This is a genomic window from Buchnera aphidicola (Greenidea ficicola) (genome assembly GCF_039386055.1).
Taxonomy (GTDB): Bacteria; Pseudomonadota; Gammaproteobacteria; order Enterobacterales; family Enterobacteriaceae; genus Buchnera_K; species Buchnera_K aphidicola_A.
Genome location: NZ_CP135012.1, coordinates 292176 through 307479, shown reverse-complemented (window position 1 = coordinate 307479; position 15304 = coordinate 292176). Strand labels below are relative to the sequence as shown.

At 14.5% G+C, this 15304-nt stretch carries 10 protein-coding genes; 1 reads left to right on the top strand and 9 read right to left on the bottom strand.

Translation table 11 applies throughout. The features are described from left to right. Positions 1-2: 2 nt before the first annotated feature. From recB to RJT27_RS01435, 6 genes are all read right to left on the bottom strand, one after another. Complete coding sequence (recB, locus tag RJT27_RS01460; RefSeq protein WP_343189364.1) at positions 3-3359, bottom strand: exodeoxyribonuclease V subunit beta; 3357 nt, start codon at positions 3357-3359, stop codon at positions 3-5. Further along, positions 3334-6381, bottom strand: a complete 3048-nt coding sequence (locus RJT27_RS01455) for an exodeoxyribonuclease V subunit gamma (RefSeq protein ID WP_343189363.1) — start codon at positions 6379-6381, stop codon at positions 3334-3336. The genes recB and RJT27_RS01455 overlap by 26 nt, the downstream gene beginning before the upstream one ends. Before the next feature lie 64 nt (positions 6382-6445). After that, the gene (mscS, locus tag RJT27_RS01450; RefSeq protein ID WP_343189362.1) at positions 6446-7315 is read right to left on the bottom strand and encodes a small-conductance mechanosensitive channel MscS; all 870 of its coding nucleotides are present in this window, start codon (positions 7313-7315) and stop codon (positions 6446-6448) included. Positions 7316-7358: 43 nt separating this feature from the next. Further along, positions 7359-8438 carry a class II fructose-bisphosphate aldolase gene (gene fbaA / locus RJT27_RS01445; RefSeq protein WP_343189361.1) on the bottom strand — a complete coding sequence of 360 codons (1080 nt, stop codon included), beginning with the start codon at positions 8436-8438 and terminating at the stop codon, positions 7359-7361. Between the two features lie 15 nt (positions 8439-8453). Continuing rightward, positions 8454-9611 carry a phosphoglycerate kinase gene (gene pgk, locus RJT27_RS01440; RefSeq protein ID WP_343189360.1) on the bottom strand — a complete coding sequence of 386 codons (1158 nt, stop codon included), beginning with the start codon at positions 9609-9611 and terminating at the stop codon, positions 8454-8456. Between the two features lie 86 nt (positions 9612-9697). Next, positions 9698-10288: a YhgN family NAAT transporter gene (locus RJT27_RS01435; protein ID WP_343189359.1), complete on the bottom strand. Its 591-nt coding sequence runs from the start codon at positions 10286-10288 to the stop codon at positions 9698-9700. A 219-nt stretch (positions 10289-10507) separates the two neighbouring features. Here RJT27_RS01435 and asd point away from each other — a divergent pair, with 219 nt between their 5' ends. After that, on the top strand, positions 10508-11611 hold the full coding sequence (gene asd / locus RJT27_RS01430) for an aspartate-semialdehyde dehydrogenase (protein ID WP_343189358.1): 1104 nt from the start codon (positions 10508-10510) through the stop codon (positions 11609-11611). A 4-nt stretch (positions 11612-11615) separates the two neighbouring features. Here the strand turns inward: asd and RJT27_RS01425 are convergent, their stop codons facing one another. From RJT27_RS01425 to RJT27_RS01415, 3 genes are read right to left on the bottom strand one after another with little or no spacing between them, the layout of a single operon-like run. Beyond that, complete coding sequence (locus tag RJT27_RS01425) at positions 11616-11855, bottom strand: sulfurtransferase TusA family protein (protein ID WP_428994229.1); 240 nt, start codon at positions 11853-11855, stop codon at positions 11616-11618. Between the two features lie 57 nt (positions 11856-11912). Then, on the bottom strand, positions 11913-12827 hold the full coding sequence (locus RJT27_RS01420) for a hypothetical protein (protein WP_343189357.1): 915 nt from the start codon (positions 12825-12827) through the stop codon (positions 11913-11915). A 6-nt stretch (positions 12828-12833) separates the two neighbouring features. After that, positions 12834-15269 (bottom strand): class I tRNA ligase family protein, encoded by a 2436-nt coding sequence (locus tag RJT27_RS01415; protein ID WP_343189356.1) that lies wholly within the window; start codon positions 15267-15269, stop codon positions 12834-12836. Between the last annotated feature and the right edge of the window lie 35 nt (positions 15270-15304).

The window sequence follows — 15304 nt, the reverse complement described above, 5'->3', positions numbered from 1 at the left end:
TTTTAATTAAATATTTTATTTAGTTTTTTTATTAATTTATATTTTGGTAAAAGATAAAAAATTCCATTATTTTTTTTATTTTTATTTATTCCTCTTAAAAATATATAATAAATTCCACCAAAGTGTTTTTTAAATTTATATTTTTTTTTTTTTTTTTTTAAATATTTATGTAGTGCAATACTGTATATTTTATATTGTAAGTCATATTTATTTTTTATTATTGTTTTTTTTATTTTTTTTTTAGTATATTTTTTTTCAGATTTTCCTAACCAATTAGATTTATAATCTAATATATAATATTTTTTTTTCCATTTAAATATTAAATCAATATATCCTTTTATGAATCCTTTTATTTTAATGTTATTTAATATTTTTGTTTTTTTTGATTGTGTGTTTATTTTCATATAAAATTCCATTTCTTTAATATAATTTTTTTTTTTTAGTTTTGATAAACATAATTTTTTTTTATTTAATTTAAAATTTAATATTTTATTAATCCATTTAATTATATATTTAAAATATTTTTTTTTTATTTTATATTTTTTTATTATTTTTTTTATTATTTTTTTATTATTTTTTTTTGAAAATTTAATTTTTTTAAGAATTTCATGAAAAAATATTCCTATTTTTTTTCCTTTTGGAAAATTATGATTATTTATTTTATTATTTTTTTTTTTGTATTTTTTTATTTTTTTATTATTTTTTTTATTATTTTTTATTATTTTTTTATTATTTAATTTTGAATAACTTGTTAAAAATAAATTATTTTTGTATTTTTTTTTAAAATTATATTTTTTTATTTTTTTTGGAAGTATTAATATTTTTTTTGTTTTTTTATAAAATTTTATGTTTTTATTTTTTTTATTTTTTTTTTTTTTTTTATAAAATTTTATATTTTTATTTTTTTTAATTTTTTTTATTATTTTTAAAAAATTTTCAATATTTTTATGTTTTCCTTTTTGTATTAAAAATCCTAAAGCGCTTTTATGATTTTCTATATATTTTTTTTTTTTATAATTATTAATTGATGTAATAATAGGAGCTATTGAAATATTACAATTTATTATTGATCTTGTTAAAGCTACATATAATAATCTTATTTCTTCAGATATTCTTTTTTTATTTTCTTTTTTTTTATTATCATATATTTCATGTTTTTTTATTTTTTTAAAATTCATTAAAAATGGAATCCATGTAATTAAATATTCTAATCCTTTTGACATATGTATCGTAGTTATATTTATAGCATTTTTATTATATATATATTTTTTAATATTTTTTTTTTTTTTATTATTTTTTTTATTTATTTTTTCTTTAAACCATTCTAGAATGTTTTTTCTATTTTTTATTTTTTTTGTTTTTTTTTGTAGTAATATTCCTATTTGTAAAATATTGTTTGTATTAGAATTTAATTTATTAAAAAAATTATTTTTTTTGAAAATATTAAAATCTTTTATAATGTTCCATATAACAGAAAAAATTCCATTTTTTTTCCATAAAATATTGTATTTGTTAAATTTTATTAAAATATTTAAATATTTTTTTTTTTTTATTTTTAATATTTCTCTTATATTTTTTGTAATTATATTTGTTGATATAGCTCTATAAAATTTTTTTTTATTAATAGGGTTTAATACTGCATTTAATATTAATAATATTTCTTTTGATTCTTTTGTTTTGTAAATATTTTTTTTATTTGAATGATAAATAGATTTTATATTTAATTTTTTTAGATATTTTTTAATTATTTTTGCTTCGTATTTATCTCTTACAATTATAGTAATATCTTTTGCTTTTAATTTTTTAATAGAGTTTTTATAATATATATGAGCTTTATTTTTTTGAGAATAAATTATCCATTTGCATATTTTATTTGCGCATTGTTTAGCGCTCCATTTAATATATTTGTTTTTATTTATTATTTTTTTTTTAAAAAATATATTTAAAGGTTTTTGTTTTTTATTATTTATTATTATTTTATATTTTTTTTTTTTGTTTGGAGATTTTACAGGATAATATTTTATTTTTTTAAATATAAAAGGATTTTTGTTTTTAAATAAAAAATTTATAATTTTGTTTAATTTATAAGAAGATCTCCAGTTTTTGTTTAATGAATATTTTATTTGTATTTGTTTTTTTGCTTTGATATATGTTTTTATGTTAGCTCCTCTAAAACTATATATGGATTGTTTTGGATCTCCAATTAATAATAATAAGTATGTTTTTTTTTTTTTATATATTTTTTTAAATATTTTATATTGTTTTTTATCTGTATCTTGAAATTCATCAATTAATGCTATTGGATATTTTTTTCTTATATTATATAAAATATTGTTTTTTTTAAAAGATATTTTATTATATATTTCTTTAATAATATCATCATATTCTATATATTTTTTTTTTTTTTTTATTTTTTTTTTTTTAATTAATATTTTTTTACAAGAATATAATAAGAAATTTTTTATTAAATATTTTTTTTTTTTTTTTATAATTTTAAGAATTAATTTTATTTTTTTTATTTTTTTTTTTTTAATATATTTGTTTTTTTTTATTTTTTCTATTTCTTTAATTAAATAATCATTTTCAGTATTTAAATAAGCCCAATTATTTATTTTTTTAAATAAATTTAATGTTCTTTTTGGAAATTTTTTATTTTTTTTTTTATTAATTTTAATCCATTTTTTTTTTATTTTTTTAATATTTTTTATAATTTCATAATATATTTTAATTATTTTTTTTTTTTTAATGTTTTTTTTTTTAATATATTTTTTTTTGTAAATTGGATATATTTTTTTAAAAAGTATTTTTGGAGTTTGAAAATATTTTATTAATATTATTAATATTTTTTTTGGTAAAGAATAAAAATATTTTTTCCAAAAAATTATAGTAGCTTTTAAATAAATTTTTTTAGAATCTGTTATTTTTATTTTATTGTTTTTGTTTGTAAATTTATTGGGATAATATTCTAAAATTTTTTTACAAAAACTATGTATTGTATAAATTGATAAATTATTTATTTTTTTTTCTGCTTTATTTAGTAATATAATTGCTTTTTTAATATTTATAATATTTTTTATAAAAAATTTAAATTTTTTTTTTTCTTTTTTTTTTATTAATGTTTTTTTTAATTGTAAGATATTTTTTTTAATTCTTATTTTTAGTTCTTGAGTTGTTTTTTTTGTAAAAGTTAATACTAATATTTTATTAATTTTAAATGGTTTTTGTTTTTTTTGTAAGTTGATACCTAATAATAATCTTAAATAAATCATAATAATAGTAAATGTTTTACCTGTTCCTGCTGATGCTTCTATTAATATTTTTCCTTTTAATTTATTATTTAATATATTTTTTTTTTTCATTTATTTTATTTTTTATTATAGGAAAATACCAGAATTTTGCTATTTTTAATAATTTTTTAATTAAATATGAATTTATATTTGGTATTATTTTTTGTATATATATATCTTTTTTTTCTCCTTGAATAAAATTATTTCCTTTCCATCTTTTTAAAAATATTTTTTTATTTTTTTTTTTTTTATTGTAATATAAATTATTTAAACAACATATTGCAGATTTTGTTATTAATAATGGTTTTTTTTTTCCTTGTATATATCCTTTTATATATAAATTTAAATATTTTATTGCTTTTTTTTTTTTTATATTTTTAAATTTCCATTTGGTGTTGTTAATTCCAATTATTATACTTTTTCCTTTTTTTTTATAAGAGCAATATATTAAATGTTTTATCCATAATTTTATAGTATCATTAATATTTATTTTTTTTGGATTCCATTTTAGTATTCCATTATTTTTTGAAAAATATATTTTTCCTTTTAATTTTTTTTTTTTAATTAATAAATTTATTTTTTTATATTTTTTTTTTTTAAAATTTATATATATATTTTTTAATAATGTTAATATTTTTTTGATATTATTATTCCAAATATTTTTTCCAATATAACCATATGGAATAGATCCTTTTAATAAATATTTTTTATATAATAAATTTATATTTTTTTTTTTAATTATTTTTTTTAATATTTTTTTTTTTAAAATATATTCTTTTATAGAATTTATTTTAAAAGGTTCATTTTTTTTTTTTTTTTTAATATTTTTTTGTAAATAAATTTTTAAAGTTTTATTATAAAAATATTTTATTGGATTATTCCAAAAATTTAATAAATTTTTTATTTTTATTTTTTTTTTTTTTTTTTTTTTTATGTAGTATTTTTCTTTATTTTTTTTTTTATTATATTTTAATTTTTTATAATTATTATATTTTTCATTATATATAATCATATTATTAAAAATATTTTTTTTATATTTTTTTTTTATTATATTTTTTTTAATTTTAAAATTTTTATATATATATTTTTTTAATTCTTTTATTATTATAGATTTATTTTTTTTTTTATGAGTTCTTTCGTTATATCCAACGTAACTTAAATAAAAATATTTTTTTGCGGATAATATTAATTCTAAAATGTTATAACAATCTTTTTTAAATACATTTATATCACCATTTTTTTTATGATATTGTGTTATATCGTTTATATCAAATTTTTGTTCTTTTGGAAAATTTTTATTATTTACACCTAATATATATATTACTTTAAAAGATATATTTTTAATATATTCTATATTACAAAATTTTATTTTATTTGATATAAAATTTTCTTTTTTGTTTTTATATATCATTTTTTTTATTTTTTTTAAAAAAAAATTTTTAAATATATGAATGTGAATTTTTTTATTATTTTTTTCTTTTATTCCTAAAGATATAAAATTTTCCCATTTTTTTTTTATTTTTTTTATATTTTTTTTTAAATTTTTTTTTTTAGGTATAAAAAATTTAATTATTTTATTAAATATATTTTTCCATTTTTTTATTTTTTTTTTTTTTGATATTTTTTTTTTCCAATTTTTTAATGTTTTTATAAAATAAATTAATTTTCCAATTAATAAATTGTTTTTATTTTTTGTTAAATTAGATATTAAGATATTATTCCAAATTTTGTTTTTTTTATTTATTGATATATTTAACATGATTTTATTAATTCCAAATAACCATGTATTTTGGAAAATTTCAGGATTTTTTTTTTTTTTTAAATGTTTATTATCTAAACCTGAAAATATTTTTGTTTTTTCAATTATTTTTTTTAAAAATATGTATTCGTTTTTATTAATTAAAAATTTTTTTAAAATGTATTTTTTTTCTAAAAAATAAAAAATATTTTTATTGTTTAATTCAATATTTTTTATATTTAGTAAAAATTTTATTATTTTAAATAATATTTCTATTTTTTTATTTTTTTTATTTAATATTGAATAAGGAATTTTTTTTTTTGAGTTGAATATAGTTTTAATATAAAATTTATATTTTTTTATATTTTTTGCATAGATTATTATATCTTTTGGTGTAATGTTTTTTTTTTTTTCTAAAATATTTGATATTTGTATTTTTAAGTTTTCAATTTCTTGATATTTACTGTTACAAGAATAAATTTGTAAAGATTTATCATTTTTTTTTATTTTATTATTTTTTTTTATTTTTGTTATTTTGTTTTTAATATTGTTTAAAATATTTTTATTTTTTAATGTTTTATAAAAATTTATAATTTTTATTTTTTTTTTTATTAAAATATTAATATATTCATAACCTAATTTTCCGAAGTTTTTTAATAAATTATTTTTTATTTTTTTATAATTTAATATTTTTTTTTTATAAAAGTAATTTGGTCCAGAAAATAATATATATATTTTTGTAATTTTACTTATTTGGTATAATATTAATAAATATAAAGGTTTTATAGAAGTTATATTTAATATAAAAATTTTTTTTGGTATATCTTTTTTAATTTTTTTTAAATTTTTTTTAAAAAAATTTAATAATTTATAAAAGTTGTATTTTTTTTTAAATATTATTTTTTTCCATATTTTTATATATATTTTTTGTTTTGATATATTTTTTTTTTTTAAATTTTTAATCCAATTTTTTCTATAAATTAAATATTTTTTAAATATTTCAGAAATTTTTTCAGAAAATATAAAATATTTTTTTTTTTTTTTTTTTTTTTTAAATGTTTTAAATATTTTCCATATTATTTTTTTTTTTTTTATAAAAAATTTTTTTGTTTTATATTTTTTTTTTTTTATTTTTTTTATTATTTTATATAATAAAAAATCAATTTTTTTAAATTTTATATTTGCGCTAATTCCTGTATATTTTGTAATTAATATTTTTACTAATTTAGATGTTGCTTTATTATTTGTTATAAAAATTTCATTTTGTAATGGATTAGATACAAGATTGTTTTTTTTTTTTTTAAATATTTTTTTAATTAAATTATTTATTGTTTGAGATTTATATAAAGTAAACATTTTTAAATTATTAATATGTATAAGAGCGTAAATTTTATTTTACGCTCAATTATATATTTTAAAATTAAATAAATATTTTTTTATTTTTTTTTTTTTGTTTAATTATTTTTATATCTAATTTAGGATAAGGAATTATAATTTTATTTTTATCTAATGTTTTTTTAAATTTTGCCATTAAATCCCAATAAACAATATTTAAATCTTCATTTTTACTCCAACATCTTATTATAAATTTTAATGATGAAGGTCCTAATTCACTTAAACCTACAATTATACCTTTTTCTTTTAAAACTCTATTATCTTTTTTTAATACATTTTTTAAAATTTTTATTACTAAATCTATATCTGAATTATAAGATACAGATATAATAAATTCATTTCTTCTTGCTGGTTCTCTGGAATAATTTATTATATTTCCAGATATTATTTTTCCATTAGGTATTACAGCTATTTTTCCATCTAATGTTCTTAGCATAGTATAAAATATATGTACATTTAATACTGTTCCTCCTATTTTTCCAACTTCTACATATTCTCCTGTTCTTAATGGTCTTAATGTAACTAATAATACACCTGCAGCAAAATTAGATAAAGAACCTTGTAATGCTAAACCAACAGCCATTCCAGCGGCTCCTAATATAGCAATTACTGATGTTGTTTGTACTCCTATTTTTCCTAAGCTAGCAATTAAAGTCAAAGTTATAGTTATATATTTAACTAAAGCGGAAAGAAAACCAGCAACTGTATTATCTATGTGTCTTGTTATTAGTAATTTATTTACTCCTTTTGAAATAATTTTAGCTAAAAATAAACCAATTACTAATATTATTATTACTGATGTGCAGTTTATTATATAACTTAAAAGTAGTTCTTGATTGAGTATTAACCAATTACCTGCGTGATTAATATCATTAACTACATTTAAATCTCCCATTTTTGATGTATTCCGGTTTATTTATTTTTTTTATTAAATTATTTTATAAAATATTATATGAATTAAGTCTTTTAAAAAAAATTTTTAAATTTTTTTTAATAGAATTTTGAGCTAATCTAATCCAATTTCTTGGATCGTAATATTTTTTATTTGGTTTATTTAATCCTTCAGGGTTTCCTATTTGTTTTTGTAAAAAAAATTTATTTTTTTTATAAAATTTTAATATTCCTTTCCATGTAGCCCATTGTATATCAGTATCAATATTAAATTTTACTACACCGTATTTTATAGATTTTTTTATATCTTTTATTGATGAACCTGAACCTCCATGAAATACAAAATTTAGTGGATTTTTTTTACAATTGTTTTTTTTTTGTACATATTTTTGTGATTTTTTTAAAATTTTTGTATTTAATTTAATACTTCCATTTTTATATACTCCATGAACATTACCAAATGAAGCAGCTATAATAAAATTTTTACTAATTTTTTTAAGTTTTTTGTAAGCGTAATTTACATCTTTTGGATTAGTATATAATTTTTTTTTTTTAATATTTGTATTATTTATTCCATCTTCTTCTCCTCCAGTACAACCTAATTCTATTTCTAATAACATGTTTATTTTTTTCATTTTTTTTAAATATTTTTTACATATTTTTATGTTTTTTTTTAATTTTTCTTTTGATAAATCAATCATGTGTGAGGTAAATAAAGGAAAATTATTTTTTTTGTAAAATTTTTTTCCTTCTTTAATTAATGTTTTTACCCAATTTAATAAAGATTTGTCACAATGATCTGTGTTTAATATTACTGGTATATTATAGTGTTTTGCTATAAAATGAATATATTTTGCTGCTGCAATAGATCCTAATATAGATTTTTTTTTATCTTTTATTTTTTTTATTCCATTTCCTGTAAAAAATTTTGCGCCAAAAAATGAAAGTTGTATTATTACAGGAGAACTCATTGAAGAAGCTGTTTCTAAAACTGCATTAATAGAATCTGTATTAATACAATTTATAGCAGGAATAGCTAATTTATTTTTTTTAGCAAAATTATATATTTTTTTTGCTTCTTTTCCTGATACAACTCCAGATTTAATAAGATTTATTTTTTTTTTCATTTTTTTCTCTAATAATTATTTTTTTTTAATTTTTAATATTTCAATTCCAGGCATTTTTCCTTCTATAAATTTTAAAAATGCTCCTCCTCCTGTGGAAATATATGAAATTTTTTTTTTAATATTAAACATTTCAATAACTGCAATTGTATCTCCTCCTCCAGCAATGCTAAAATATTTGTTTTTTGCAATTTCTTTTGCGATAAATTTTGTTCCTTTACAAAAATTTGGAAATTCAAATACTCCTACAGGTCCATTCCATAAAATTGTTTTTGCTTTTTTAATAATAGGTTTAATCATTTTTATTGTTTTATCTCCAAAATCCATTATTTCTTCATTTTGTTTTATTTTATTAATTTTTTTTATTTTTGATTTTGTTTTTTTATTAAAAGTAGTTCCAATTCTTGAATCTATTGGTATAATAATATTAAATTTTTTTTTTAATTTTTTTGCTTCTTTTATAAATTTTTTTTCATGTATTGATTTTCCAATTTTATTATTAATTGCTAAAAATGTATTTGCTATTCCTCCTCCAACAATTACATAATCTGAAATTTTTGCTAATGCTTTTAATGCGGTAAATTTTGTTGATATTTTTGAACCCCCAATAATTGAAATCATTGGTTTTTTTGGATTTATTAGTGCTTTTTTTAAAAATTTTATTTCTGAATTTAATAATATTCCAGCACATGAAATTTTAGAAAATTTACTTACTCCGTAAGTTGAAGATTGTTTTCTATGTGCTGTTCCGAATGCATCCATAACAAATATATCACAAATTTTTGCATATTTTTTGGAAAGTTCATTGTTGTTTTTTGATTCTCCAATGTTAAATCTAACGTTTTCTAGTATTGCTAATTCTCCGGATTTTATTTTTATTTTTTCAAAATATTTTTTAATAAATTTTACTTTTGTTTTTTTTATTCTTTTTTTTATATATTTAAAAATAGGAAATAAAGAATATTTTTTATTATATTCTCCTTCTTTAGGTCTTCCTAGATGAGACATTACCATAACTTTAGCTTTTTTTTTTAAAGCGTATTTTATAGTTTTTAAAGAAGATAGAATTCTTGATGGTGATATTATTTTTTCATTATTTATAGGAACGTTTAAATCTGCTCGTATTAATATTTTTTTGTTTTTTATATTTATTTTTTTAATATTTATTATTTTCAAAATTTATTCCTTGTGTTAAATTTTAATTATATTTTATATTTTTTTTTAAAAAATAATTTTAAATATTTTTATTTTTTTAAAAATATTTATAATTTTAACCATTCATAAATTCCATCTAAAAACATTTGTACAGATAACATTATTAAAATAAATCCCATTAATTTTTCTAAAGCTTTTATTCCTTTTGTTCCTAATATTTTTAAAAATATTTCGGATAATGATAAAATAAAAAAATTTATTAACCATGCTATTAATAATGAAATTGTTAAAATAAAGTATTTTTCAGGGTTTTTTTGAGTTAAAATTATTATTGTTGCTAAAAGGGAAGGTCCTGCAACTAATGGTATCGCTAAAGGTACTAAAAAAGGATCTTCTTTTTTTTTTATTTTTTTTTTTTTTGTGATATTAGGAAAAATCATTTTTATAGATATTAAAAATAATATTATACCTCCTGATATTGATACTGTTTCAATATTTAAGTTTAATATTTTTAATATTTTTTCTCCAGAAAATAAAAATATTAACATCGTTATTAAAGCTATAATCATTTCTCTTATAAAAATAAATTTTCTTTTTTTTTTTTTAATTTTATTAAATATTGATACAAAAATTGGAAGATTTCCTAATGGATCCATTATAAAAATTAATAATAAAACAATATTACATAATTCTAACATTTTTAATACCTTAAATTTAAAGAATTATTTAAATATAAAATAGTATATTATTTATTTATGATAAATTATTTTAAATTTTTTTTATTTTTTTTTAAAAAATTAATTTTTATAAATGATATATAATATTAATATTATTGAGTATTATTATAAAACATAGTAAAATTTTATTTATTAATTTTTTTTATTGTTATTTTAAAAATATAATATATTTTATAAATTATGAAAAAACTTGTAGGAATTGTTGGTTGGAGAGGGATAGTAGGTTCAGTATTAGTAAAAAGAATGTGTGAAGAAAATGATTTTGATAAAATTAATCCTATATTTTTATCTACTAGTCAATTTGGTAAAAAGTATTTTTTTTTAAATAAATATTATTTAATTGAAAATGCTTATAATATTGATATTTTAATGAGTTTAGACATAATTATTACTTGTCAAGGAAGTGATTATACAAATGAAATATTTTTTAAATTAGTTTCTTGTAATTGGAAAGGTTATTGGATTGATGCTTCTTCTAATTTACGTATGAATAATAATAGTATTATTGTTTTAGATCCTATTAATAAAAAATTTATTAAAGAATCTATAGAAAATGGAATTAAAGTTTTTGTTGGTGGAAATTGTACTGTAAGTTTAATGTTGATGGCTTTAGGGGGATTATTTAAAGAGAATCTTATTGATTGGATTTCTGTTTCTACTTATCAAGCTGCTTCTGGAAGTGGAGCAAAATCTGTTTTAGAATTATTATCTCAAATGAATTATTTAACTAAATATATAAAAAAAGATATCAAAAATAATTTTTCAATATTAGATATAATGCATAAATTTATTTTTTTGACAAAAAAAAAAAATTTTCCAAAAAAAAATTTTACTGTTTCTTTAGCTGGTAATGTTATACCTTGGATTGATCAAGAAATGAGTAATGGGCAAAGTAAAGAAGAATGGAAAATGAAATCTGAAACTAATAAAATATTGAATATTAAAGATAATAATATTTGTATAGATGGTATTTGTGTTCGAATTAGTTCTTTACGTTCACATAGTCAATCTTTTACTATTAGATTAAAAAAAGATATATCTATATCTAGTATTAAAGAAATTATTAAAAATCAAAATCAATGGGTAAAAATTGTTTCTAATGATTATAATTCTTCTAAAATTAAATTAACACCTATTTCTGTTAGTGAAACTTTAAATATACCTATTGGAAGAATAAGAAAATTAAATATTGGAAAAAAATATTTATCCGCTTTTACTGTTGGTGATCAATTATTATGGGGAGCTTCTGAACCATTAAGAAGAGTTTTAAATTTTTTAATATAAAATATTATTTTTGTATTAAATATATAAAATTTTTTTTTTTTTTTTTAACAAATAATAATTTATGTTTCATGAATACACAAAATTTAGGAATTTCATATTTTGTAGTTTTATCATCAGAAATAATTAATACTAAATCTAGTTTTTTCATTTTTTTAATTTTATTTCTTATATTTATTATAGAATCTGGGCAACGTGATCCAATTATATTTAATATATCTTTTTTTTTAATTAAATAATTTTTCATAATTTTATCGTTTTTAAAATGATGTTAATATAATAACATCGTTTTAAAAACCTTTTTTTAATAAAACATAAAAATTAAAATTTTTAATAAAAACCATATATTTTTATTTTTTAGTTTTTTATAATTTATTTCTATTTTTGCTAAAAAATTTAATATTTTATATATTTTTTTTTTTATATTATTATTTTTTATTTTTTTTTTAATTATATTTATTATTTTATTTTGTATCAATCTTACAATTAAGATAGGATTTTCTGTTTTATTTTTTATTTTTTTAAGTATTATAATACTTTTTTTAATTTTTTTTGAAAAAATTTTTTTTATTAAATTTTTTTCATTATAATTTGGTTCGTATGATATTATTTTTAAGATATTTTTTTTTTTTATTTTTTTTTTTTTAAAAATTAAGGATAATATATTTAAAATATTAAATAATCCTGGTAAATTTTTTTTATAAAATTTTTTTAATATTTTTTTTGATTGTTGATTTATATTTAATTTTAATTTTTTTATTTTTTCTTTAATTAATGTTTTTTTATTTATTGAATTTATTTTTATGCAATTAATAATTGTTATTTTTTTTTTTTTTATTATTTTAATTATATTTAATGCATATTTTTGAAATATATAAATAATAATTAATATGTTTTTATTTATTAAAGATTTTATTTTTTTAATATATTTAAATATTTTTTTTTTGTTTTCTTTTTTTTTGTTGAAATATATTTCTAAGATAATTTTTTTAAAAAATATATTTTTTTGCAATAATATAAAAAATATTTTTTTTATATCTTTTTTTTTTTTTATTTGTATTTTTTTTTTTTTAATAAAATTTCTTTTTTTAAATTTTTCAAAAATTTTTTCTTTACAATAATTTAATAATGATAATTCTTTTCCTAATAATATATATAAATTTGGTATTTTTTTTTTTAAAAAAAAATTTTTAATATTTTCAGGTAATATAATTATCATAATATTTTATATAACAAAATTTAATATTTTATTTTTAATATATATTATCTTTTTAATTTTTTTATGTAAAATGTTTTTTTTAATTTTTTTTATATTTATTATTTTTTTAATTATTTTTCCTTTTGTTTTTTTTATTTTTTTTAATATATATTTTTTTTTACCATTGATTTGAAAAATTATTTTTTTGGTATTTTTATAATATTTTTTTTTATTTATTTTGGGCCATGTTTCAAAATCAATATTTTTTTTTCTTGTTAAATTTTTCCAAATTATAAAACTGAAATGAGGAATAAAAGGATAAAACATTTTTATTATAATTAATATTATTTTTTTAATTAAGTAGGAATTTTTTTTAAAATGTAATTTAATTTTTATTAATTTATTTACGTAAGAAATAAGTTCTGAGATAACATTATGAAATTTTTGTTTTTTATTCATATAAAATGAATTTTTTTTAATAATTTTTTGTAATTTTATATAAATTTTTTTTTCTTTTTTTGTTTTTTTTGTTTTTTTATTTTTAATTTTAAATTTTTGTTCATAAATAAAATTCCAAAATCTATGTAAAAATTTATGTATTCCTTTAATTCCTTCTTTTTTCCATTTTAATGAAGATTCTATTGGAGCTGAAAACATAATAAATAATCTTATTGTATCTGAACCATATTTTTTTATAATTTTTTTTGGAGAAATTCCATTTTGTTTAGATTTAGACATTTTTATCATTCCAGCATGGATAATTTTTTTTTTTTTTTTTTTACTTTTAAAATTTATTATTTGTCCTTTTTTATTTCTTTTAATTTTTAATAAATTTTTATTTAACCATATTTTTTTATTTTTTTTATTTATATAATAAAATGCATCTGATAATACCATTCCTTGACATAATAATTTTTTAGCTGGTTCTTTAGATTTAATTAAATTAAATTTATTTAATAATTTATGATATAATCTAAAATATATTAAATGCATAGTAGCATGTTCAATTCCTCCTATATATTGATCAATAGGTAACCAGTAATTTGCTGATTTTTTATGTATCATTTTTTTTTTATAATTAGGGCAAGTATATCTTATATAATACCAAGAAGATTCTAAAAATGTATCGAAAGTTTCATTTTCTAATATTAATTTTTTATTATTAATTAATACTATTTCATTTTTTTTTTTTTTTTTTAATGGTAAATTTTTTTCTTTTAAGGGAATAATTTTGTTTGTTTTATATATTTTTGCCATAGGTATTGGAGTTCCCCAAGATCTTTGTCTAGATACACTCCAATCTTTTATTTTAAAAATAGTTTTTTTTCCTCCTTTTTTTAAAAATTTTAATTTTTTTTGAATATAAGATATTTTTTTAATTTTTGTAAAATTTTTAAATTTATTATAATTAAAATTTTTTATTTTAAAATTTTTTTTTTTTTTTTTATTTAAATTTTTTTTTATTTTTGCATTAATATTATTTTCAAAATTAAAATTATTATTAATCCATATTTGTATTTTTTTTTTTGTTATTGGGTTAATGGCAAATTTTTTAGTAAAAATTTTAATTTTTATTTTTTTTTTTTTTATATAAATGTAATTTTTAAAATATTTTTTTATAAAATTTTTAATTTTTATGTTTTTTTTGGAAAATTTTTTTGATATTTTATGCAAAGGGGATAAAAAAATATATTTTAAATTTATTAATATATTTGCTTTTTTAGTAAATATTTTTATTTTATGTGATGAATTTTTTATTTTAAATATAATTTCTGTTCCTTTAGATTTTCCAATCCAGTTTTTTTGCATTAATTTTATTTTATTAGGCCAATATTTTAGTTTTTTTATATCATTTAATAAATTATTTGCAAATTTTTTTACTTTTATAAACCATTGAGAAATAATTTTTATTATAACTCTATTATTACATCTCCAACATTTTCCATTTATTACTTGTTCATTAGCTAATACTGTTTTATCATATTCACACCAATTTACAGGGGATTTTTTTTTATAAACTAATTTTTTTTTATATAATTTTATAAAAAACCATTGTTCCCATTTATAATATTTTGATTTACATGTAGTAATTTCTCTACTCCAATCATAACTAAAACCTAATAATTGAAGTTGTTTTTTCATTTTTTTTATATTTTTTTTTGTCCATTTTTTTGGTGTTGTTTTATTTTGAATAGAAGCTTCTTCTGCTGGTAAACCAAAAGCATCCCATCCCATTGGTTGTAAAACATTTTTTTGTAACATTCTTTGATATCTTGAAATAACATCACTTATTGTATAATTTCTTACATGACCCATATGTAAATTTCCAGAAGGGTAAGGTAACATTGCTACGCAATAATATTTTTTTTTTTTTTTATTTTCTTTTACTTCAAAAGTTTTTTCTTTTTTCCAGTATTTTTGTACATATTTTTCAATTTTATTAGGTAAATATATTTTTTTCATATTTTAAAATTAATCGTTTTTATTTTTTTTCTTTT